This window comes from Chromatiales bacterium, assembly GCA_020445605.1.
Classification (GTDB): domain Bacteria; phylum Pseudomonadota; class Gammaproteobacteria; order JAGRGH01; family JAGRGH01; genus JAGRGH01.
Genome location: JAGRGH010000003.1, coordinates 84,504 through 104,685 on the forward strand (window position 1 = coordinate 84,504; position 20,182 = coordinate 104,685).

Below are 20,182 nucleotides of genomic sequence, written 5' to 3' on the forward strand. Positions count from 1 at the left end.
ACCCGGCGCGCGGTACGCACCCTGCGTGCTATAGCGATAAGGCCAGCTTTGTGCCCTGGGCGATCGCGCGCTTGGCGTCGAGTTCCGCGGCGACCTCCGCGCCGCCGATGCAGTGCACCGACGGGTGGCGATCCTGCAGCGCTTCGTAAAGACCGCGTTCGGACTCCTGCCCGGCGCAGAGCACCACGTTTTCCACATTCAGTGTCTGCGGGCCGGTTGCGGTTTCGATGTGCAGGCCGGCGTCGTCGATGCGGGTGTACTGAACACCGTTCAGTGTCACGACACCGCGCGCCGCGAGCGTTCGCCGACGGATCCAGCCCGTGGTCTTTGCGAGTCGCGCACCCGGCCGGGTGGGGGAGCGCTGCAACAGCCAGACCTTGCGCGGCACGCCCTGGTGGCGGTCGAACGGCGCGCTCAATGCCCCGCGTTGCGCAAGCGTTCCGTCGATCGACCATTCGCGAAAGAACCGCTCCGCGTCGTTGTTTGCGTCGATGTGCGGATGGGTCAGCAGCTCCGCAACGTCGAAGCCGATGCCACCGGCGCCGATGATCGCGACGGTGCCGCCGACCGGGTGGCCGGAGACCACTTCGGCATAACCCAGCACCTTGGGATGATCGATGCCCTCGATCGGCGGTACGCGTGCGCGCACGCCGGTCGCGATTACGATGTGGTCGAATCGCTGCGCGAGCAGATGGTCACCCGTCGCGGCGGTCGCGAGCCTTGTCTCAACACCCGCGCGTGCGAGTTCCGTGCGGTAGTAGCGCAGCGTTTCCGCGAATTCCTCCTTGCCCGGGATGCGTTGCGCGAGGCGGAACTGACCGCCGATCGCGTCACCTTTTTCGAACAGCATGACGTGGTGCCCGCGTTGCGCGGCGGCAAGCGCGCAGGCCAGGCCGGCCGGTCCGGCGCCAATGACTGCGATTCGCTTTGGCACAGTCGCGGGCCGAACCGCGAACGCCTCCTCGTCGCAGGCCGCGGGATTCACGAGGCAGCTCGCGAGCTTGCGCTCGAACACGTGATCCAGGCAGGCCTGGTTGCAGGCGATGCAGGTGTTGATGCGTTCGGGCGTGCCGGCGGCGGCCTTCGCAATGAACCGCGGGTCGGCCAGCAGCGGGCGCGCCATGGACACCATGTCCGCGAGTCCGTCGGCGAGCACCTGCTCGGCAACCTCCGGCGTGTTGATGCGATTGACCGCGATGACGGGCACATTGACCGCGGCCCGCAGCCGGCCGGTCAGGCCGGCGAACGCCGCCCGCGGCACCATGGTCGCGATGGTCGGTACCCGCGATTCGTGCCAGCCGATGCCGGAGTTCAGCAGGGTCACGCCCGCGCGTTCCAGCGCGTGCGCGAGCGCGAGCACCTCGCTGAAGTCGCTGCCGTCCGGCACGAGATCCGCAATCGAGATGCGGAAGATCACGATGAAGTCCGGCCCGGTCGCGGCGCGCACCGCGGCGACGGTTTCGACCGGCAGGCGCATGCGTGCCTCGGCCGAACCGCCCCAGCCATCGCTGCGGCGGTTCGTGCGCGGGGCGAGAAACTGGTTCAGAAAGTAGCCCTCCGAACCCATGATCTCCACGCCGTCGTAGCCGGCCTCGCGGGCAAGGGCCGCGGAGTTCGCGAAGGCGCGAATCTGTGCGCGGATGCCGCGCTCGCCGAGCGCGCGCGGCGTGAACGGCACGATCGGCGCCTTCAGCCGGCTCGCCGACACCGACAGCGGGTGATACGCGTAGCGCCCGGCGTGCAGGATCTGCATGCAGATCCTGCCGTCCTCGGCATGCACGGCCCGGGTGAGCTTGCGATGGCGACCGACCTCCCACGGCCTCGAGAGCTTGCCCGCGAGCGGCGTGAGCCGGCCGACGATGTTCGGTGCGATGCCGCCCGTGACGATCAGCCCGACGCCGCCGGCCGCGCGTTCGCGCAAGAACCGGGCGAGCCGGTCGTAATCGCGCGCGCGGTCTTCGAGGCCCGTGTGGATCGAGCCCATGAGCAGGCGGTTGCGCAGCCGCGTGAAACCGAGGTCCAGCGGCGCGAGCAAGTGCGGGTAGGGATGACTCATCGCCTCACCAGCATAGCCGCTGGCGAGCCGGAAGGTGCTAGCCGATGGCGGCTTCCAGCGCCTCGATGAACGCCGCGTTTTGCGCCGGCGTGCCGACGGTCACGCGCAGGCAGTCGGCGAGCCGCGGGTGTGAACCGTCGAGGTTCTTGATCAGTACACCCGCTGCACGCAGTGCGTCGAAGATCGCTCGTGCCTGTCCCGTGGGGGTGCGAAACAGCAGGAAGTTCGCGCGACTCGGCCACACGCGCATGCCGGGCACGCGGGCGAGATCCGCGAACAGCCGTTCGCGGTCGTCGCGGATCAGCGCCGCCTGTTCGTCGAGTGCGCGCTGGTGGTCGAGCGCGAACTCGGCGCTCGCTTGGGTCAGCACGTTGATGTTGTACGGCAGGCGCAGTTTGTCGAGTTCGCCGATCAGCGCCGCGTCGCCCGCCATGTATCCCAGCCGCAGCCCGGCAAGCCCGAGCTTCGACAGGGTACGCATGACGAGCAGCCGATCGGGGCGGCCGGCGCGTCCGATCAGGCTGGTCTGCGCAAACGGCGCGTAGGCCTCGTCGACGACGACGAGCCCGGGACTGGCCTCGATGATGCGCTCGACATCGCGCACCGCGAACAGGTTGCCGGTCGGGTTGTTCGGCCAGGCCAGAAACGTCAGCGCCGGGCGGTGTTCGGCGATTGCGGCGAGCATGGCGTCGAGATCCAGCTCGAAGTTCTCGCCCAGCGGCACCTCCACGTAACGCATGCCGGCGAACTGCGCGATCATCCGGTACATCACGAAGCTGGGGCCCGGCGCGAGCACGACCGTTTCGGGACCGGCGACTGCGAGCGCGAGGATCTGGATCAGTTCGTCCGAGCCGTTGCCGAGGATCAGGCCGGCGTCGCGCGCGATGCCCATCGTTGCGCGCAGGCGTTGTTTCAGCGCGGTGGCTTGCGGGTCCGGATAGCGGTTGACGGCGACGTCGGCGAGCCGCGCCTGCCAGGCCGCGCTGAGTTCGCCGGGCCACGCGTAGGGGTTTTCCATCGCGTCGAGCTTGATACCGTCGAACGCGGGCGGGACGTGGTAGGCGGACAGCGCGCGGACCTCCGCGCGGATCCAGCGGGTGGCGGGCTCGCTCATGGTCCCGGCATCCAGCTCAGCGCTTGACGCGGCACTCGGCCGAGGCCGCATGGGCCTCCAGGCCTTCGCCGCGCGCGAGCGTCATCGCGACGCGCCCGAGCGTGTCCGCGCCATTCGGCGAGCACTCGATCAGGCTCGAACGCTTCTGGAAGTCGTACACCCCGAGCGGCGAGGAGAAGCGCGCCGTGCGCGAGGTCGGCAGCACGTGGTTCGGGCCCGCGCAGTAGTCGCCGAACACCTCGGCGGTGTGCCGGCCCATGAAGATCGCGCCGGCATGGCGGATGTTCTTTGCGAGCGCCGCGGGATCGGCGACCGACAGTTCGAGATGCTCGGGCGCGATGTGGTTGGCGAGCTCGGCCGCGTGCGCGAGATCGCGAACCTGGATCAGCGCGCCGCGACGCTCCAGCGACGCGCGGATGATTTCGGCGCGCGGCATCTCGCGGATGCGGCGCTCGACCGCGACCGTGACGGCATCCAAGAATGCGGCATCGGGAGAGAGCAGGATGGCCTGTGCGTCCTCGTCGTGCTCGGCCTGCGAGAACAGGTCGACGGCGATCCAGTCCGGGTCGGTTCCGCCATCGCAGATCACGAGGATCTCCGACGGGCCGGCGATCATGTCTATGCCGACGCGGCCGAAGACCTGCCGCTTGGCGTTGGCGACCCAGGCATTGCCGGGGCCGACGATCTTGTCGACGCCCGGGATGGACTGCGTGCCCCAGGCCAGCGCCGCGACGGCCTGCGCGCCGCCGACGCGGAACGCGCGATCGACCCCGGCGACCGCAGCCGCGGCCAGCACGAGTTCGTTCAGCACGCCGTCCGGGGTCGGCGCGACCATGACGATCTCGCCGACGCCGGCGACATGCGCCGGGATTGCGTTCATCAGCACCGACGACGGATACGCGGCCTTGCCACCGGGCACGTAGAGGCCCGCGCGGTCCAGTGGTGCGACCTGCTGGCCGAGCACCGTGCCGTCGGCCTCGGTTACGGTCCAGGGCTCGATGCGCTGGCGTTCGGCGTAGCGGCGGATGCGCGCGGCCGCGGTTTCCAGCGCCTCGCGCTGCGCGGCGTCGATGCGTGTGAGCGCCTCGGCCAGACGTTCGCGCGGCAGTTCCAGTGCGGCCGCATCGGCGGGCTGCCAGCGGTCGAAGCGGCCCGTGTAGTCGATCAGCGCGGCGTCGCCGCGGTCGCGGACATCCTGGATGATGGCGGCGACCTTGGTCTCGAGTTCCGCGTCGGCGACCGATTCCCATGCCAGCAGCGCGTCGAGCTCGCGCATGAAGTCGGGCGCGCTGGCGTCGAGCCGGCGCAGGCGAACCGTGGTGTTGCTGGTCATGAATGCGTCGCCCGCAGCGGCTCAGGCCGCGGCGGCCCTCACCGCGGCTGCAAGCTGGTCAACCAGCGCCGCGACCGCCGCGTGGTTCATCTTCTGTGCCCCCGGGTTCACGATCAGCCGCGAGCTGATCGTCGCGAGGGTCTCGGTCGCGGCGAGCCCGTTCGCGCGCAGCGTGCCGCCGGTGTCGACCAGGTCGACGATGCCATCGGCGAGTCCGACCAGTGGCGCGAGCTCCATCGAGCCGTACAGCTTGATCAGATCGACCTGCTGGCCGCGCGCGGCAAACCAGGCACGCGCGGTGCGCACATACTTCGTCGCGATGCGGATGCGCCCTTCGGGCAGCGGTTGGCCGTCGCGGGTGGCGACCATCAGCCGGCAGCGCGCGATGCCCAGATCCAGCGGCTCGTAAAGCCCGGCGCCGCCGTGTTCGAGCAGCACGTCCTTGCCGGCGACGCCCATGTCGGCCGCGCCGTATTCGACGAAGGTGGGCACATCGGCGGCGCGGATCACGACCAGGCGCACATCGGGACGCGAGGTCTCGAGGATCAGCTTGCGGCTGGTGACGGGGTCTTCGGCCGGCTCGATGCCGGCACGCGCGAGCAGCGGCAGCGTCTCCTCGAAGATGCGGCCCTTGGATACGGCGATGGTCAGTGGTCGACTCATGACGGTACGCGGCGGATCTTTGCACCGATGCCGGAGAGCTTCTCCTCGATGCAGTCGTAGCCGCGGTCGATATGGTAGATGCGATCGACGCTGGTTTCCCCGTCGGCGACCAGTCCGGCCAGCACCAGCGAGGCCGACGCGCGCAGATCGGTCGCCATGACCGGCGCGCCCGTGAGCCTGCTCACGCCCCGCGAGATCGCGGTGTTGCCCTTCAGCTCGATGTCCGCACCCATGCGCTGCATCTCGAGCACGTGCATGAAGCGGTTCTCGAACACCGTCTCGGTGATCGTGCCCACGCCCTCGGCGATCGCGTTCAGCGCCGTGAACTGCGCCTGCATGTCGGTCGGAAACGCCGGAAACGGCGCGGTGCGCACGTCGACGGCCTGCGGGCGCCGCCCGCCCATGTCGAGCGTGATCCAGTTCTCGCCCGTGCTGATGTCGGCGCCGGCCTCGCGCAGCTTGTCGAGCGTGGCGTCGAGCAGTTCCGGGCGCGTGTCGAGCAGGCGAACACGTCCGCCGGTCATGGCCGCGGCGACCAGGTAGGTGCCGGATTCGATGCGGTCGGGCAGCACGTCGTATTCGCCGCCGCCGAGCGCGGACACGCCCTCGATCTCGATGCAGTCCGTGCCGGCGCCCTCGATGCGTGCGCCGATCGTGTTGAGGAAGTTCGCAAGGTCCACGACCTCCGGTTCGCGCGCGGCGTTCTCGATGATCGTCGTGCCTTTCGCCAGGGTTGCGGCCATCATCAGGTTTTCGGTGCCGGTCACGGTCACGAGATCCATGACGATGCGCGCACCGTGCAGCTGGTCGGCGCGCGCCTTGATGTAACCGCGCTCGACGTGAATCTCGGCACCCATGCGGGTCAGGCCCTTCAGGTGCTGGTCGACCGGCCGTGAACCGATCGCGCAACCACCCGGCAGCGAGACCTCGGCGCGACCGAAGTGCGCTACCAGCGGGCCGAGTACGAGGATCGACGCGCGCATGGTCTTGACCAGGTCATACGGTGCGGCAAAGGTGTGTATGGAGCGCGCATCCACGTGGACGTGCATGCGCTCGTCGACGATCAGGTCCACGCCCATGCGCCCGAGCAGTTCCATGGTCGTCGTGACGTCCTGCAGGTGCGGGACGTTGCCGATGGTGACCGGCGCTTCGGCCAGCAGCGCGCCGGCCAGGATTGGCAGCGCGGCGTTCTTGGCGCCGGAGATGCGCACGTCGCCGGTCAGGCGGGTGCCGCCCGTGATGATCAGACGATCCATGGGCAGGGCCTCAGTCGAGCAGCTCGGTGAGTTCGGACAGTTCCAGCAGGTCGCGCAGCGACTGCGGCAGACCGCGAAAGCGCAGCGTGCGGCCGTCGAGCCGGGCACGCCGGCGCCACTCGACCAGCAGTGCGATGGCGGCGCTGTCGGCGCGGCCGATCGCCGACAGGTCGATCGTCGCTTCGCGGCGTGCCGCGAGCAGCGGCTGCGATTCCTCGAGCAGTTCCATGATCGATTCGAACGTCAGGTCGCCCGAGGCCTGGAATTCGCCGCGGGCCGTCTCGTTCAGCCATGCGAGGCTCATGCCGGCGACTCCGCCGCATTGCGGTCGCGCATGCGCTCGATGAGGCTGTCCGGTCCGTGGCGGCGGATATGGCTTGCGAAGCTGCGTCGATAGGTCGATACAACGCTGACGCCCTCGATCGACATGTCGTAGACCTTCCAGCCCGACTCGCCGTAGTGCAGGCGGTAGTCGATCGCGAGCGGCGGTGCGCCGCCCTCGATGATCTTGGTGCGCACCATGACGTCGTCGTCGCCGGGGTTCAGGCGCAGCGGTGAGACGTTGATCAGCTGGTCGCGAAACTCCAGCAGGGCCTTTGCATAGGTCGAGATCAGCAGGGTCCGGAACAGCGCCGTGAACTCCGCGCGCGAGGCCTCGTTGAAGCGGCGCTGGTAGTTGCCCAGGGCATAGCTCGCCATGCGCTCGAAGTCGAAATGCGGCACGATCAGCCGGTCGACCAGCGCGGCCAGTTCGCTCGGGGACTGTTCGATGCTGGCGCGGCGCTCGCGTAGTTCCGCGATCACCGCGGAGGTCGTGCCTTCCACCAGCGCGCGCGGGTCCCCGCGTTCGGCGGCGGCGCTGCCTGCGAACGCGATCAGCAGCAGGACAAGGGCGCGGCTGGTTGTGATCACAACGGGGGCGGCGGCAGCGGCGAGGATTCCTGGGTCTTGGAGAACAGGAACTGCCCGATCAGTCGCTCCAGCACCAGGGCGGATTGCGTCAGGCGCAGTTCCGAGCCTTCCTTGAGGTTGTCGTTCGCACCGCCGGGCTCGATGCCGACGTACTGCTCGCCGAGCAGGCCGGCCGTGTAGATGCTCGCGTTCGAATCGGACGGAAGCGTGTTGTAACGCTCGGCGATCAGCATCGTGACGACGGCCTCGAAGGTGGTCTTGTCGAAGTCGATCGACTCGACCTGGCCGACCTTCACGCCGGCGACCGTGACCGGCGCGCGCGGTTTCAGCGAGCCGACATTGTCGAAGCGCGCCGTCACGCGGTAGCCGGCCTCGGGGCGAAAGCTCGCGAGGTTACTGACCTGCATTGCCAGGAAGAACAGCGCGGCCAGACCGACCGCGACGAACACACCCACGCCGATCTCGGCGCTGCGGGAAACTTCCATCGCTCAATCTCCGAACATCAGGGCGGTCAGGACGAAGTCCAGCGCCAGCACGGCGAATGCCGTATGCACCACGGTGCGCGTGGTCGAACGGCTGACGCCGGCCGAGGTCGGCACGGCATCGTAGCCCTCGAACAACGCGATCCACAACGCGACGAAACCGAACACGACGCTCTTGATCACGCCGTTGCCGATATCGTCGAACAGATCGATCTTGGCCTGCGTCTGGGACCAGAACGCGCCGGCATCGACGCCGAGCAGTCCGACGCCGACGAAGTAGCCGCCGAACACACCGACCGCCGAGAACATCGCGGCGAGCAGCGGCACGGACAGAAAGCCGGCGATGAACCGCGGCGCGAGCACGCGGCGCATCGGGTCCACGGCCATCATTTCGAGCGCGGCGAGCTGTTCGGTGGCCTTCATCAGACCGATTTCGGCGGTCAGCGACGAACCCGCGCGACCGGCGAACAGCAGCGCCGTGACGACCGGCCCGAGCTCGCGCACCAGCGACGCGGCGACCAGCACGCCGAGCGTCTGCTCGGTGCCGAAGCGCGACAGGATGTAGTAGCCCTGAAGCCCCAGCACCATGCCGACGAACAGCCCGGCGAGTCCGATGAGCGCCACGGTGAGCACGCCGATCGACCAGAACTGCGCGAGCAGCACGCGCACGCGTGGCAGCGAAGGCGGTATGGCGCGCAGCACCGCGAACAGGAACAGCGTGCCGCGACCGAGCCGGCCGACCGTGTCCATGCCGCTGCGACCGAGGCGCGAGAGGATGCCGACCGGGCTCAAGGCTGTGCCCCGAACAGGTCTTCGGCGTAGTCGGCGGCCGGGTAGTGAAAGGCCACCGGGCCGTCCGGCAGGGCATGCAGGAACTGGTCGGTGAACGCGCTGGCGCCCTGTTCGAGCTGCTGCGGCGTGCCGTGCTCGACGATGCGTCCGCCGGCGATCAGGTAGGCGTAGTCGGCGATCGAAAGTGTCTCGTCGACATCGTGCGAGACGATGATGCTGGACAGTCGCGCCGCGTCGTTCAGCTTGTGAATGAGCCGGATCAGCACGCCCATGGTGATCGGGTCCTGGCCCGTGAAGGGCTCGTCGTAGAGGATCATCATCGGGTCGAGTGCGATCGAGCGCGCCAGCGCCACGCGCCGCGCCATACCGCCGGAGAGCTGCGCAGGCATCAGTTCGCGAGCGCCGCGCAGGCCCACCGCCTGGAGTTTTGCGAGCACCAGGTGTTGGATCAGCTCGGGCGTCAGGTTCGTGTGCTCGCGCAGCGGAAACGCCACGTTGTCGTAGACGTTCATGTCGGTCAGCAGCGCGCCGCTCTGGAACAGCATGCCGATGCGCTTGCGCAGTTCGAACAGCTCGGCGCGCGGCAGCCGGTGCACGTCCACGCCATCCACGCGGACGGTCCCAGCGGTGGGCTTGAGCTGCCCGGAGATCAGTTTCAGGAGGGTCGTCTTGCCGGTGCCGCTCGGCCCCATGATGGCCGTGATGGCGCCGCGCCGGATGTCCAGATCAATGCCGTCAAAGATCACGCGGGAGCCGTGCGCGAAGCGCAGGCCGCGGACCTCGACCAGCACATCGGTCGGTTCGGCACTCATGGTCGGGACGGGTGGGACACCAAAACTGGATTGGACCGCGAATTTTCGCCAATGGCGGCCCGCGGGACAAGCGCGGGCGTATGACGGCGACTGGACCGGAGTCCTAAATCAGCCCGGCAATCGTGTTTGCTGCGTGCAGTGTGGCAGGGGTGTCGACCGCCGGGGTGAAAAAAAGATAGCCATGCTCGCTCGCGCCGGCCAGCGTCCGTGTGCGCTCGATTACCGCCCGCAGCGCCGGCAGGTCGCGGGTGCTGAGGTTGGTGGCCAGGATCGCGGAGCCGAACACCCGCAGCCCCGCCTCGGCGTGGCCGGTCTCGACCGGTGGGCCGTCCGGCAGGGCGCCGTGGGCGGCGGCCGCGGCGCAGGCGCCCTCGCAGAGCACGCCGGCCAGCCGCCCGCCAAGCCCTGAGGCCGCGCGGGTCAGCGCGGCGCCGGGCGCGCCCGGCAGCGTGCCGGCGTCGGCGTGCAGCCAGAACCGGAACGCCGGGCTCACCAGATCGGCCCACCCGGCCCAGGTCTGGTCGGTGGCGTTCCACCACAGTCTCTGCGGCACGAGCACCGTCGAGAATTCGTTCGCGTAGTAGCCGAGCCGCCAGTCCTCCGGCAGATCGTCCGGATAAAAGCCGTTGCGCCACTCGGGCTCGTCCCAGCCCAGCGCCCCGACCCGCACGAGCCCGCTCACGGCAGGCGCTCCAGCGTGATGAAGCTGTAGCGGTGCGGGTTCTTCGCGTCGGCCGTGTGCGTCTCGCGCAGCGTCTCGCGCCACTGGCGGCGGTCGAGATCGGGAAACCAGGTGTCGCCCTGAAACGCCGCGTCGATTTCGGTCCGATAGATGCGCGTGGCGAGCGGCAGGGCCATCGCGTAGATCTGCGCGCCGCCGATGATCATGACCTCGGGCACAGCGCCGGCCGCGGCGAGTGCCGCATCCAGATCGATAACGACCACGGCGCCATCGGCGCGGAAGGCCGGGTTGCGCGTCACGACAATGTTCGTGCGCCGCGGCAGCGGCTCGCGCAGTGATTCGAAGGTACGCCGGCCCATGATCACCGGCTTGCCGATGGTCAGTTCACGGAAATGCGCCATGTCGGCGGGCAGCCGCCAGGGCAGGCCGTTGCGTGCGCCGATCAGCCCGTTGCGGTCGGTGGCCACGATCAGCGCGATACGTGTTCCGGTGGAAGTCTCCGACATGAAGTAAATTTACACGGTCACCCGCGGCCGCACGAGCCATGCGGGGGCTGCCGAGCTGCCGGAGTACGTCGATGCGCAATCTCGTGATCGGGCTGATGCTGAGCCTCGCGGCCGTGACGGCCGCGCGGGCGCTCGACGAGCAGAGTGTGCGTCCCGGCGTGAACAGGAATTACGAGAACCCCGACTTCGAGGCGTGGGCTGCGCGGTTCGAGCAGCCGCAGCGCGAGCTGTATGCGCGCCGCGCCGATGTGCTGGCCGCGAGCCGGGTGCGCCCGGGTATGGCGGTCGCCGACATCGGTGCCGGCACCGGTCTGTACACCCGCGAGTTTGCCGCGGCGGTGGGTCCGTCCGGCACGGTGTATGCCGTGGATATCGCGCGCTCGTTTCTCGACGGCATCGAGCGCCTCAACCGCGAGCGCGGCATCACCAACGTGCGCACGGTGCTGAACAATCCACGTTCGGTGGAACTGCCCGAGCAGTCGATCGATCTCGCCTTCGTCGCGGCGACCTACCACCACTTCGAGTATCCGCAGAGCACGCTCGCGTCGATTCGCCAGGCATTGCGCCCGCGCGGGCAGCTGATCGTGATCGACTTCCGCAAGGCGCCGGGCGTGAGTTCGCCCTGGGTCATGCAGCATGTGCGCGGCGATCAGCGCCAGACGGTCGCGGAGATCGAGGCGGCGGGTTTCGAACTCGTCGAGGATCTGCTGTTGTTGCGCGAGAACTTTTTCCTGCGATTCCGCCCGCGCGGCAAGTGATGCTTCAGGCGTGTGCACGCTGATCATCGCTTTACGTCCGGGTCACGACTGGCCCGTCGTGCTGGGCGCAAACCGCGACGAGCGCATCGAGCGCGAATCGCGCCCGCCCGCTCGCCACTGGCCGGATCGCAGCCAGGTCGTCGCCGGGCTGGACACGGTCGGCGGCGGCAGCTGGCTCGGCGTCAGCGACTGGGGGCTGGTCGCCGCGGTCATGAACCGTTCCGGCACGCTCGGGCCGCAGGACGGCAAGCGTTCGCGCGGCGAGCTCGTGCTCGAAGCGCTGGAACACCCGGACGCGCGCAGCGCCGCGCTGGCCCTGGTCGACCTGAATCCCGCGGCCTACCGGCCGTTCAACCTGTTCGTCGCCGATGCGGCTTCCGCGCACTGGCTGCGGCTCGTGGAGGGTGGTTCGAAAGTCGAGGCGATGGCGCTGACGCGCGGCGTGCACATGCTGACCGCGCGCGATCTGAACGACACACACGATGCGCGCATTCGCGTGCACTTGCGGCGGTTGCGGTCCGCGGCGCTGCCCGACCCCGACCGTGACGACTGGTCGGACTGGCAGCGGCTGCTGGCCTCGCGCCTGCATGCGGAAAGCGACGGGCCCGGCGCGGCCATGTGTGTCGGACCGCACGACGGCTTTGGTACCGTGTCGAGTGCACTGGTCGCACTGCCGCGGCATACGGTCGGCGACATCCGGCCGCGCATGCTGTATGCACCGGTCGCCCCCGAGTCCGGCGATTGGCGAGCGATTGATTTGACCGCGGCACGCGTTTGATCTTTCCTCCTGTGAGACCGGTTCCAGGAAGTATGTTCTGAGGAGTTACGCATGATTCGTTCCGTTGCTTTGATTGCGGCATTCGTCGCGACCGGTGTCTTCGCCCAGGGCTACGAGCCGCACCAGAACCCGATCGGCGCGAGTGCCTGGTGGTGGGATGCCGCGTGGTGGGACAGCGGTCAGCTCGCAGCGGCCGATTCGCATCCGCTGCGCACCGGGTGGGTCGAATACCCGAGTGGTGAAACCAATGTGCCGGCCATGGTCGTGCGCCCCGACGACGACCAGCGCTACCCGGCGGTGCTGTATCAGCACGGCCGCCGCGGGCTGGACGATCTCGTGCAGGGGCAGGTGCGACGCATCGCCGCGCGGGGTTTCGTCGTGCTCGCGCCGGACCTCTACAGCGCGCACTTCATCGAAAAGCTGCCGATCGAGCACGATTACTCGATCGAGGCCGACGTCGCGGCGGGTCTCGACGTACTGCTTGCGCGTGATGATGTCTCGACCACGCGCGCCTGTCTTGCGTCGCACACTCGTGGTGGCTACATGACCCTGAAGGCCGCCGTGACCCACGGGCGGCAGGACGATGCGGCGGTGTGTTACGTGTCCTGGTATCCGCACTGGCAGGACCCGAACGCGCCCGAGGCGATGCAGGTCTATCGCTACGCGACCGAGGTGGACTCCCTGAAGCTGCCGGTCATGATCTTCATTGGCGAGCAGGAACAGTACCAGCGGCGCCGCTCCATCGAGACCGGCATTGATGCGCTGAAGGCGCTGGGGCGTGATGCGACGCTGATCGTCTACCCGGGCGTCGGCCGTGGCTTCGACTTCCGCCCGCCGAACGTGCGTACGTTTGCGGATGATCTCGCCGCGAAAGATGCCATCACACGCGCCGCGACATTCATCCGCTCACATCTGGCGGCACACGCCAAATGACCCACTGGTCGAGCATGTTTCGCCGGGTGCCCACCGCGCACGGGAGCGGTCGGTTTTGAACCGCAAAGGCGCAAAGATCGCCGAGGGAATTCGTGGGGTCGCAGGGTGCCTGCCGCGCACCGTGTGTGCGGGAGACGCGAAATGATCTACCAGATGGTTTCACACAGCGGAGCGGGCTTGTTTGCCACGAGAATGCCGGCCGGCATTTTTTCGGCGCTTGGTGGATTCGACCTGAGATTCACCAACAGTGATCACCATGTCAACCAGATGATCGTGGGTGGCGTGACCAGCGGCCGTTCACTGGAGGATTACGACAGCTACCTGATCGGTCTCAGTGACGGCGATTCAAACGATCCACTGGGTTCGGGCGACCCCATCTCCGCGTGGGCCAAGTGGGTGAATCTGGGGGCCCGCCCGACCTTCGCTGCAAGCGGCCGAAGCAACGGCCGCGGCAGGGCAACGGTGCGCATCCCCGAGCTGAACGACGACGAGCTGTTCGTCCTGCGCGGATTCTCGATCATGGGCGCACGCGGCCGGAACCACCACCTGCGTCAGCTGGGTGTCCGGCACCTGCGTCGCAGCCACAGCATAGAGGTCAGTTTCGCGGACGATTCGGCAGGCGATGACAGCTTCAGTTTCAGCGTTCTGTACACCGTGGTGCAGCATGCCCGCTTGACGGGCACACGCATCACGCCGCATTTTTTTGGCCCCTTTTCCACCACCTTCGTTTTTACCGAGCAGACCACGACGCCCAAGCCCGTGCGGGGCTTTTCCCTGTTGTCCGGATTTCATTTCGAGTTTGACGATCACGATCATCAGTTTCGGCGCATCACCATCGACCCGGTGAGCCACACGGCGTTTGAGGTGTGGTTTACCGACGATGAGCGTGACAACCGTGTTTCCGCAAGCCTGGACTATGTGCTGATGATGGGCTACATCGCCTGAACGGGCGGCAGGCAACGCGGGCCTCCGGCGGCGCGAACGCGCTATGCGCCGCGCAGCTTGCGACGCAAGCCGCGTAGCAAACGCCTGGCCATCGATGTTTCCTCAGGTCGTTTGATCCAGTCATTGTTTACACGGCGCGACAGATAGATATCACAGTTGCTGCACGGCAGGTCGTCGCGATGGGGCGCCTGCCCCATCAGCATCCTGCGCGCATATTCGATCTTCTCGCCGGAGAGCGCCTGCTGCAGGCCGTCCTCCATGGCGTTGCCGCCAAAGTCGCCCCAGAAATTGCGACAGCAACCGAGCACCTTGCCGTCCCAGTTGATCTGCGGTTCATCCCAGAGCTGCAGACAGATGCCGGCCATGTAGTCGCGCCCGTTGCGCGCCTTGAACGCCGCTCGGGAGGGAACGCCAAATTCCCCGGTTGCGACTTCATCGCTCCATGGGGATAGCTTCTCGTCCCAGGACAGCTTCGGACGGAATTGCATGTCGAGTGAGCGGGCAAACGATCTGGCCGCTTCCAGCTCATGCTCGTTGTGGCCAAACAGGATGAACTGCCAGCGCAGTTTCGGATACGGCGATCGATACTGCGCCTTGTAACGATTGATGGTTTTGATATTGCGGATCACCGTGTCCAGGTCTCCGCCCACACGGTACCTTGCGTAGCTCGACTGGCTGACGCCATCGATGGAGCAGGTCATTCGTCTGACCCCATACTTGACGACGCCCTCCAACACCTCTTCGCGCACATTGTTGAGGTTCACTCCATTCTCGGCCGAGACGTGGACGCCTCTGGTGTGCGCGTACTCGAGAATGCTCAGTAGCTGTGGATTGAGGAAGATCTCGCCGTAGTTGGACAGCTCGATTTCCCTGAGCCACGGGCTTTCATCGACCAGCTTGCGGAAATCCTCCAAACGCAGGAATCCGTTGCCAATGGTTGGCAAGATCGCCTTGCTTGCCGTGGGGCAGGAGGGGCACTTGAGCTGGCAGGCCGAGCAGGCTTCGAGCCGGATTTTCGGGTAGGTACGGCGGGACAAGGGTCTTTCCACAATCTGCACCGATTCCATCAAACCGGTTCGTAGGGTGCGCACCGCGCACCATTTGCGCTCAGTGGGTCGCCCCGGTGACTCAGGGCAGCAACAGCCGCCCGCCGGGCTTGAGTTCGCCGGGGCAGTAGCCCTGCGCGATGGCGCGTGAGTACCAGTATTCTGCTTCGGAGAAATCCGCGGGCATGCCGATGCCGGCCTCGGTCAGGGCCGCGAGTTCGGCCTGTGCATGGGGATTGCCGCGTTCGGCGGCGATGCGGTACCACTCGATCGAGCGCTTGCGGTCAGCGTCGACACCGAGCCCGCGCTGGTAGGCAAAGGCCAGGAACATCGCGGCCTCGCCGCTGCCGGCCCCGGCCGCGCGTTCGAAGGCCGGAATGGCCACGGCGTGATTGCCGCGGTTGAACTCGCGCACGGCGGCGTCAAGCCCGTCGGCGCCCGCGGGCTGCGTCGCGAGCAGGGCCAGCGCGAGCGTCAGCGCGCCAGTTCGTCGTCGCGGTAGTGCACGTCGCGCCAGCATTGTGGCAGCGCCTCGCCGGATGGAAAGACGAGAGCAGACTTCCCGAACTTCTCGGCGTCCTGCATCTCCTCGCCGTAGTGGTAGCGCCCGACGATGTTCGGGTGGTTCGGGTTGAACAGGTCGGCGAGGCTCAGGACCTCGACCAGATGGCCGTTTTCGCGATGCTTGAGAAACATGATCGTTCTCCTGCCGTGAGCGCGTTTATGGCTGCTCCTCAGGAGTATAGGTCTTGAACGACAGGGCGTGCAGGCGGCCGCTGGCGATTTCGGCGTTGACGGTCGCGTAGACGAGCCGCTGGCGCGCGACGGCCGAAAGCCCGGCGAAGGCGGGGCTGACGACGACGGCCTCGAAGTGGCTGCCGTCGCCGCTGACGGTAACCTCACAATCGGGCATACCGGCGCGGATCAGGTCTTCGACTTCCGATGGTTCCATCATGAATGTTTGCCTCCGGGTTCGGCGTCATACGGCTCGTGGCGCACGCGGTCGTGCACGTGCATGCGGTAGTTCACGAACGCGGCGCGTTCGTCGAAGTGCATGAAGGGATTGCCGGCGCGCTCCTCGGCGATGGTCGAGGTCGGCGTGACCGAGTAGTTGTGCCCGGGGCGGATGACCGTATCCGGCGTCTGTTCGGCAGCCAGCCGGCGCAGGGTGTCGAACATCTGGTTGGGGTCGCCGCCGGCGAGATCGCAGCGACCGCAACCGAACACGAACAGGGTGTCGCCCGTGATCAGGTCGCGACCCAGCCGATAGCAGGCCGATCCCGGAGTGTGGCCCGGCGTGTGCAGCACCTCGATCTCGGTATCGCCCAGGGCGATGCGGTCGCCGCCGTGGTGCAGGGTGGGCAGGTCCGTGTGCCGTCCCCAGAATTGCGCCTCGGCCTTCAGCAGATGCAGTCGTGGGTCGGCGTGCGCGCGCAGCGCGTCGATGCCGTTGATGTGATCGTGGTGGCTGTGGGTGAGCAGGATGTCGGTGATGCGGAGGTCCTGCTCGCGCGCCAGCCGCTGGATCGCTTCGACCTCCCAGGCCGGGTCGACCACGGCCGCGCGACGACTCGCGATGTCTTCGATGACGTACACGAAGTTCGCCATCGGGCCGAGTTCAAGCGTATGCAGTTTGTAGCTGGCGCTCATCGAATCTCTCGCGTTGCGGCGAATTCGATTTTAGGCCAGCGCTCGCGCGCGAGTTCAAGGTTCACGCGGGTCGGCGCCAGATAGACCAGGGCCTCCGAGCCGTCCAACGCCAGATTGTCCGAGGCCTTCGTGCGGAATTCCTCGAGGTGTCTGGCGTCGTCGCAGCGGATCCAGCGCGCGGTGTGAACGTTGACGGCCTCGAAGCGGCATTCCACGCCGTATTCCGAGCGCAGGCGATGCGCGGTGACGTCGAACTGCAGGATGCCGACGGCGCCGAGGATCAGGTCGTTCGAACGCATGGGCCGGAAGATCTGCGTCGCGCCCTCCTCGGAGAGCTGGATCAGGCCCTTGAGCAGGGCCTTGGATTTCAGCGGATCGGTCAGCACGACGCGGCGGAACAGCTCCGGCGCGAAGAACGGCACCCCGGTGAAGCGCAGCTTCTCGCCCTGGGTGAATGAATCGCCGACCTGAATCGTGCCGTGATTGTGCAGACCGAGGATGTCGCCGGGTTCGGCGGACTCGATGTGCTCGCGTTTGTCGGCGTGGAAGGTCAGCGCGTTCGCCACCGTGATGTCGCGACCGAGGCGCACGTGGTGCAGCTTCATGCCCGGACGAAAATGCCCCGAGCAAAGGCGCATGAAGGCGATGCGGTCGCGATGCGCGGGATCCATGTTCGCCTGGATCTTGAACACGAAGCCGGAGAGCTTCTCCTCTTCGGGGGCGACCTCCCGACCGTCGGTCTCGCGCGCGAGCGGTCCGGGCGCGTAGCGCTCGATCGCATCGAGCAGTTCGCCGACCCCGAAGTTGTTGATCGCCGAGCCGAAGTAGACGGGCGTCTGTTTGCCCGCGAGGTACGCCGCGTGATCGAACCGGGCCGCGGCACCACGCACGAGTTCGACGTTGTCGCGCAGTTCCCGGGCGTCGCCGCCGAGCAGTTCGTCGAGGCGCGGATTGTCCAGGCGATTGATGACCTCGCCGGTCCGGATCTTGCCGCCGTGCTGTGCCGCAAACAGATGGATGCGGTCGGCATACAGATCGAACACGCCGCGAAAACGCTTGCCCATGCCGATCGGCCAGGCCATCGGCGCACATTCGATGCCAAGTACGGATTCGATTTCGTCGAGCAGTTCCAGCGGCTCGCGGCCCTCGCGGTCGAGCTTGTTGATGAAGCTGATGATCGGTGTGTCGCGCAGCCGGCAGACCTCCATGAGCTTGATGGTGCGTTCCTCGACGCCCTTGGCGACGTCGATGACCATCAGCGCGGAGTCGACCGCCGTCAGCGTGCGGTAGGTGTCCTCGGAGAAATCCGCGTGTCCGGGCGTGTCGAGCAGGTTCATCACGCAGTCGCCGTGTTCGAACTGCATGACCGAGGTCGTCACCGAGATGCCGCGCTCCTTTTCCATCTGCATCCAGTCGGAGGTCGCATGACGGGCGGCCTTGCGGCCCTTGACCGTGCCGGCGAGCTGGATCGCGCCGCCGAACAGCAGCAGCTTTTCGGTCAGCGTGGTCTTGCCGGCGTCCGGGTGCGAGATGATCGCGAAGGTGCGGCGCGGTGCGGGATTGCTGGTCGTGTCGTTCACGGGATACTTGTCGGCGGCGTACGCGGCGCGCACGATACCACCATGGGTTATGTCATCGGTTTCGGACTGCTGCTCGCACTCGTCTGGTTTTGGCTCGACAGTTTGCGTGCGCGCGAGATTGCGACGGGCATCGCGCGCGAGTGGTGTTCGCGTCACGACCTGCAGCTGCTCGACGAGACCGTCGCGCTCGCGCGGCTGCGACTGGCCCGCGACGACGGCCAGCGGCTCGTCCCGGCGCGTCGCTACGGGTTCGACTACACCACCGGTGGGGGCGCTCGGTTTACCGGGTCCATCGACATGGTCGGCCGGCGATTCGCCGCGTTCGACTGGGGCAATGGCGAATCGATCATCAATTCCACGGCGCAGAAAGAGCGCGCGTAGCGGGACACCAGGGCCTGTTCACACTACGCGTGACGCAGCGACGGTGGCCGTTGTTGTGGCCAACAAGGCGCTGTGAGCGCAGTGTACTTGACGTACATCAGCGAACCGCAACGCGGTTGGACACCACAACGGCCCCGTCCCGCGGGGTTGCGCCCCAAAATCCGTCATGCTGTGTTGCTCGTCGTTCATTTAGGCACGCTAAACCGCTCTCCTCGCGCCTTGCCTGACGGATTTTGGGGCAGCAACGCTGCGCCAAGCGTAGTGCGAACAGGCCCTAGGGAAGCTCTGATCAATCCATCCCGAATTGCCAGAGCTTTGAGCCCGAAAAAGTGCGATTTTTCGTTTTCTTTCATTTTCAATGTGTTACACCCGTTGAAAATGGCGGCACGTCCATGTGCCGCAGGAAACTCTGACAATTCAGAGTTTCCCTAGCGCACCAGTTTCAGGTTCGGTTTGCCGCGCGCCGGCGTCGAGTCGCCGTCGTCCGGGCCGCCCTCGGGCGGCGGTTCACTGCCGTCCGGCGGGAACACCATGCCTTCGCCGTTCTCGCGTGCGTAGATCGCGCGCACGGCGGTCACCGGTACCTGTATGTCGCGCGGCTGGCCGCCGAAGCGGGCGCGAAAGGTGATCCAGTCATCGCCAAGCACCAGGGCGTGCACGGCGTTGGGTGCGATGTTCAGGATGATCTGGTCGTCCTTCACGAACTCCGCCGGCACGACCGTGCCCGCAACGCTGGCGTCCACCACCAGATGCGGCGTGGCGTCGTTATCGAGGATCCATTCGTTGAGTGCGCGCAGCAGGTAGGGGCGGCTCGAGGTCATCGTGCGGGCGCGCCCGGCGGCGCGCGGCGGTCATCAGCGCATTTCGCGCTCGAACTCGGTCAGGCTGCTGCGGAACGACGGACGCAGGAACATGCGGTCGCAGTAGTCGTGCAGGGCCTTGTAGCGCGCCTGACGCGGGAATTCGATGCCGACGCTGGGCAGCCGCCACAGCAGCGGCACGATGGAGCAGTCCGCCAGCGTGACTTCGTCGGACAGATAGAACTTTTTCGCACCGAGCACCGGCAGCCGCTGGGTGATGCGCGCGGTCAGCAGGTCACGGGCCTGGTCGGCAATCTTGGTGCCCGGGTTGTCCAGAATGACCTTGAGAGGTGCGTAGAGGTCGACCTGGGTCTGGCGCACGTTCGCGCGCGCCCGTGCACGGTCGATGGGGTCGATCGGCATCAGCGGCGGATGCGGAAAACGCTCGTCGAGGTACTCCATGATGACGTGCGGAAAGTACAGCGCGAGGTCGCGGTCGACCAGGGTCGGCAGGCTCGCGTACGGGTTGACGTCCGCGACATCCTCCGGGAGGTTTGCGAGTTCCGCGTCGACGATGTCGATTGCGACGTTTTTCTCGCCGATCACACAGCGGATCTGGTGGCTGTCCACCCCCCGCGGGTCAGAGTAGATCGTCAGCACAGTATGCCGTTCTCCGTGTGTCGCCGTTTCGCAATCGCCAGAC

General features: G+C 67.1%; 25 protein-coding genes. 5 read left to right on the plus strand and 20 right to left on the minus strand.

Features of this window, described 5'->3' with window-relative positions; genetic code table 11:
* Positions 1-28: 28 nt before the first annotated feature.
* The 12 genes from KDG50_00575 to KDG50_00630 form a co-directional block, all read right to left on the minus strand.
* The gene (locus KDG50_00575; protein MCB1863897.1) at positions 29-2,056 is read right to left on the minus strand and encodes an NADPH-dependent 2,4-dienoyl-CoA reductase; all 2,028 of its coding nucleotides are present in this window, start codon (positions 2,054-2,056) and stop codon (positions 29-31) included.
* A 37-nt stretch (positions 2,057-2,093) separates the two neighbouring features.
* Entirely contained in the window at positions 2,094-3,170 is a 1,077-nt protein-coding gene (locus KDG50_00580) for a histidinol-phosphate transaminase (protein ID MCB1863898.1), read from the minus strand.
* A gap of 16 nt (positions 3,171-3,186) precedes the next feature.
* Positions 3,187-4,503: a histidinol dehydrogenase gene (gene hisD, locus KDG50_00585; protein ID MCB1863899.1), complete on the minus strand. Its 1,317-nt coding sequence runs from the start codon at positions 4,501-4,503 to the stop codon at positions 3,187-3,189.
* 21 nt (positions 4,504-4,524) lie between these two features.
* Entirely contained in the window at positions 4,525-5,166 is a 642-nt protein-coding gene (locus KDG50_00590) for an ATP phosphoribosyltransferase (GenBank protein ID MCB1863900.1), read from the minus strand.
* Entirely contained in the window at positions 5,163-6,422 is a 1,260-nt protein-coding gene (murA, locus tag KDG50_00595; GenBank protein MCB1863901.1) for a UDP-N-acetylglucosamine 1-carboxyvinyltransferase, read from the minus strand. Before murA ends, KDG50_00590 begins: the two co-directional genes overlap by 4 nt.
* 10 nt (positions 6,423-6,432) lie before the next feature.
* The gene (locus KDG50_00600) at positions 6,433-6,726 is read right to left on the minus strand and encodes an STAS domain-containing protein (protein MCB1863902.1); all 294 of its coding nucleotides are present in this window, start codon (positions 6,724-6,726) and stop codon (positions 6,433-6,435) included.
* Positions 6,723-7,334, minus strand: a complete 612-nt coding sequence (locus tag KDG50_00605; GenBank protein MCB1863903.1) for an ABC transporter substrate-binding protein — start codon at positions 7,332-7,334, stop codon at positions 6,723-6,725. Before KDG50_00605 ends, KDG50_00600 begins: the two co-directional genes overlap by 4 nt.
* Positions 7,331-7,819, minus strand: a complete 489-nt coding sequence (gene mlaD / locus KDG50_00610; protein ID MCB1863904.1) for an outer membrane lipid asymmetry maintenance protein MlaD — start codon at positions 7,817-7,819, stop codon at positions 7,331-7,333. The genes KDG50_00605 and mlaD overlap by 4 nt, the downstream gene beginning before the upstream one ends.
* A gap of 3 nt (positions 7,820-7,822) precedes the next feature.
* On the minus strand, positions 7,823-8,566 hold the full coding sequence (mlaE, locus tag KDG50_00615; GenBank protein ID MCB1863905.1) for a lipid asymmetry maintenance ABC transporter permease subunit MlaE: 744 nt from the start codon (positions 8,564-8,566) through the stop codon (positions 7,823-7,825).
* Positions 8,567-8,604: 38 nt separating this feature from the next.
* Positions 8,605-9,420, minus strand: coding sequence for an ATP-binding cassette domain-containing protein (locus KDG50_00620; protein ID MCB1863906.1), 816 nt, complete (start codon positions 9,418-9,420; stop codon positions 8,605-8,607).
* A gap of 103 nt (positions 9,421-9,523) precedes the next feature.
* A complete protein-coding gene (locus tag KDG50_00625; protein MCB1863907.1) occupies positions 9,524-10,102 on the minus strand; it encodes a hypothetical protein in 579 nt (192 codons plus the stop codon).
* A complete protein-coding gene (locus KDG50_00630; GenBank protein ID MCB1863908.1) occupies positions 10,099-10,608 on the minus strand; it encodes a dihydrofolate reductase in 510 nt (169 codons plus the stop codon). Before KDG50_00630 ends, KDG50_00625 begins: the two co-directional genes overlap by 4 nt.
* A gap of 71 nt (positions 10,609-10,679) precedes the next feature.
* Between KDG50_00630 and KDG50_00635 the strand changes: the two genes are divergently transcribed.
* The 4 genes from KDG50_00635 to KDG50_00650 all read left to right on the plus strand — a co-directional run bounded on the left by KDG50_00635 (position 10,680) and on the right by KDG50_00650 (position 14,022).
* Positions 10,680-11,366, plus strand: a complete 687-nt coding sequence (locus KDG50_00635) for a methyltransferase domain-containing protein (GenBank protein ID MCB1863909.1) — start codon at positions 10,680-10,682, stop codon at positions 11,364-11,366.
* 10 nt (positions 11,367-11,376) lie between these two features.
* Positions 11,377-12,144 (plus strand): NRDE family protein, encoded by a 768-nt coding sequence (locus tag KDG50_00640; GenBank protein ID MCB1863910.1) that lies wholly within the window; start codon positions 11,377-11,379, stop codon positions 12,142-12,144.
* Positions 12,145-12,195: 51 nt separating this feature from the next.
* Positions 12,196-13,077: a dienelactone hydrolase family protein gene (locus KDG50_00645; GenBank protein MCB1863911.1), complete on the plus strand. Its 882-nt coding sequence runs from the start codon at positions 12,196-12,198 to the stop codon at positions 13,075-13,077.
* Between the two features lie 141 nt (positions 13,078-13,218).
* Positions 13,219-14,022, plus strand: coding sequence for a hypothetical protein (locus KDG50_00650; GenBank protein MCB1863912.1), 804 nt, complete (start codon positions 13,219-13,221; stop codon positions 14,020-14,022).
* A 41-nt stretch (positions 14,023-14,063) separates the two neighbouring features.
* On the opposite strand, the gene KDG50_00655 is transcribed toward KDG50_00650, so the two are convergent.
* The 6 genes from KDG50_00655 to KDG50_00680 all read right to left on the minus strand — a co-directional run bounded on the left by KDG50_00655 (position 14,064) and on the right by KDG50_00680 (position 18,298).
* Positions 14,064-15,089 (minus strand): SPASM domain-containing protein, encoded by a 1,026-nt coding sequence (locus KDG50_00655; GenBank protein MCB1863913.1) that lies wholly within the window; start codon positions 15,087-15,089, stop codon positions 14,064-14,066.
* Positions 15,090-15,150: 61 nt separating this feature from the next.
* The gene (locus KDG50_00660; protein ID MCB1863914.1) at positions 15,151-15,588 is read right to left on the minus strand and encodes a sel1 repeat family protein; all 438 of its coding nucleotides are present in this window, start codon (positions 15,586-15,588) and stop codon (positions 15,151-15,153) included.
* Positions 15,543-15,764, minus strand: coding sequence for an acetyltransferase (locus tag KDG50_00665; GenBank protein MCB1863915.1), 222 nt, complete (start codon positions 15,762-15,764; stop codon positions 15,543-15,545). The genes KDG50_00660 and KDG50_00665 overlap by 46 nt, the downstream gene beginning before the upstream one ends.
* 25 nt (positions 15,765-15,789) lie before the next feature.
* Positions 15,790-16,020: a BolA family transcriptional regulator gene (locus KDG50_00670; GenBank protein MCB1863916.1), complete on the minus strand. Its 231-nt coding sequence runs from the start codon at positions 16,018-16,020 to the stop codon at positions 15,790-15,792.
* Positions 16,020-16,718, minus strand: coding sequence for an MBL fold metallo-hydrolase (locus tag KDG50_00675; GenBank protein MCB1863917.1), 699 nt, complete (start codon positions 16,716-16,718; stop codon positions 16,020-16,022). Before KDG50_00675 ends, KDG50_00670 begins: the two co-directional genes overlap by 1 nt.
* Positions 16,715-18,298, minus strand: coding sequence for a peptide chain release factor 3 (locus tag KDG50_00680; protein MCB1863918.1), 1,584 nt, complete (start codon positions 18,296-18,298; stop codon positions 16,715-16,717). Before KDG50_00680 ends, KDG50_00675 begins: the two co-directional genes overlap by 4 nt.
* Positions 18,299-18,340: 42 nt before the next feature.
* Here KDG50_00680 and KDG50_00685 point away from each other — a divergent pair, with 42 nt between their 5' ends.
* Positions 18,341-18,679 carry a DUF3301 domain-containing protein gene (locus KDG50_00685; protein ID MCB1863919.1) on the plus strand — a complete coding sequence of 113 codons (339 nt, stop codon included), beginning with the start codon at positions 18,341-18,343 and terminating at the stop codon, positions 18,677-18,679.
* A 428-nt stretch (positions 18,680-19,107) separates the two neighbouring features.
* Here KDG50_00685 and KDG50_00690 read toward each other — a convergent pair whose 3' ends face one another.
* Positions 19,108-19,500 carry a ClpXP protease specificity-enhancing factor gene (locus tag KDG50_00690; protein ID MCB1863920.1) on the minus strand — a complete coding sequence of 131 codons (393 nt, stop codon included), beginning with the start codon at positions 19,498-19,500 and terminating at the stop codon, positions 19,108-19,110.
* A 33-nt stretch (positions 19,501-19,533) separates the two neighbouring features.
* Entirely contained in the window at positions 19,534-20,139 is a 606-nt protein-coding gene (locus KDG50_00695; GenBank protein MCB1863921.1) for a glutathione S-transferase N-terminal domain-containing protein, read from the minus strand.
* Positions 20,140-20,182: the final 43 nt, after the last annotated feature.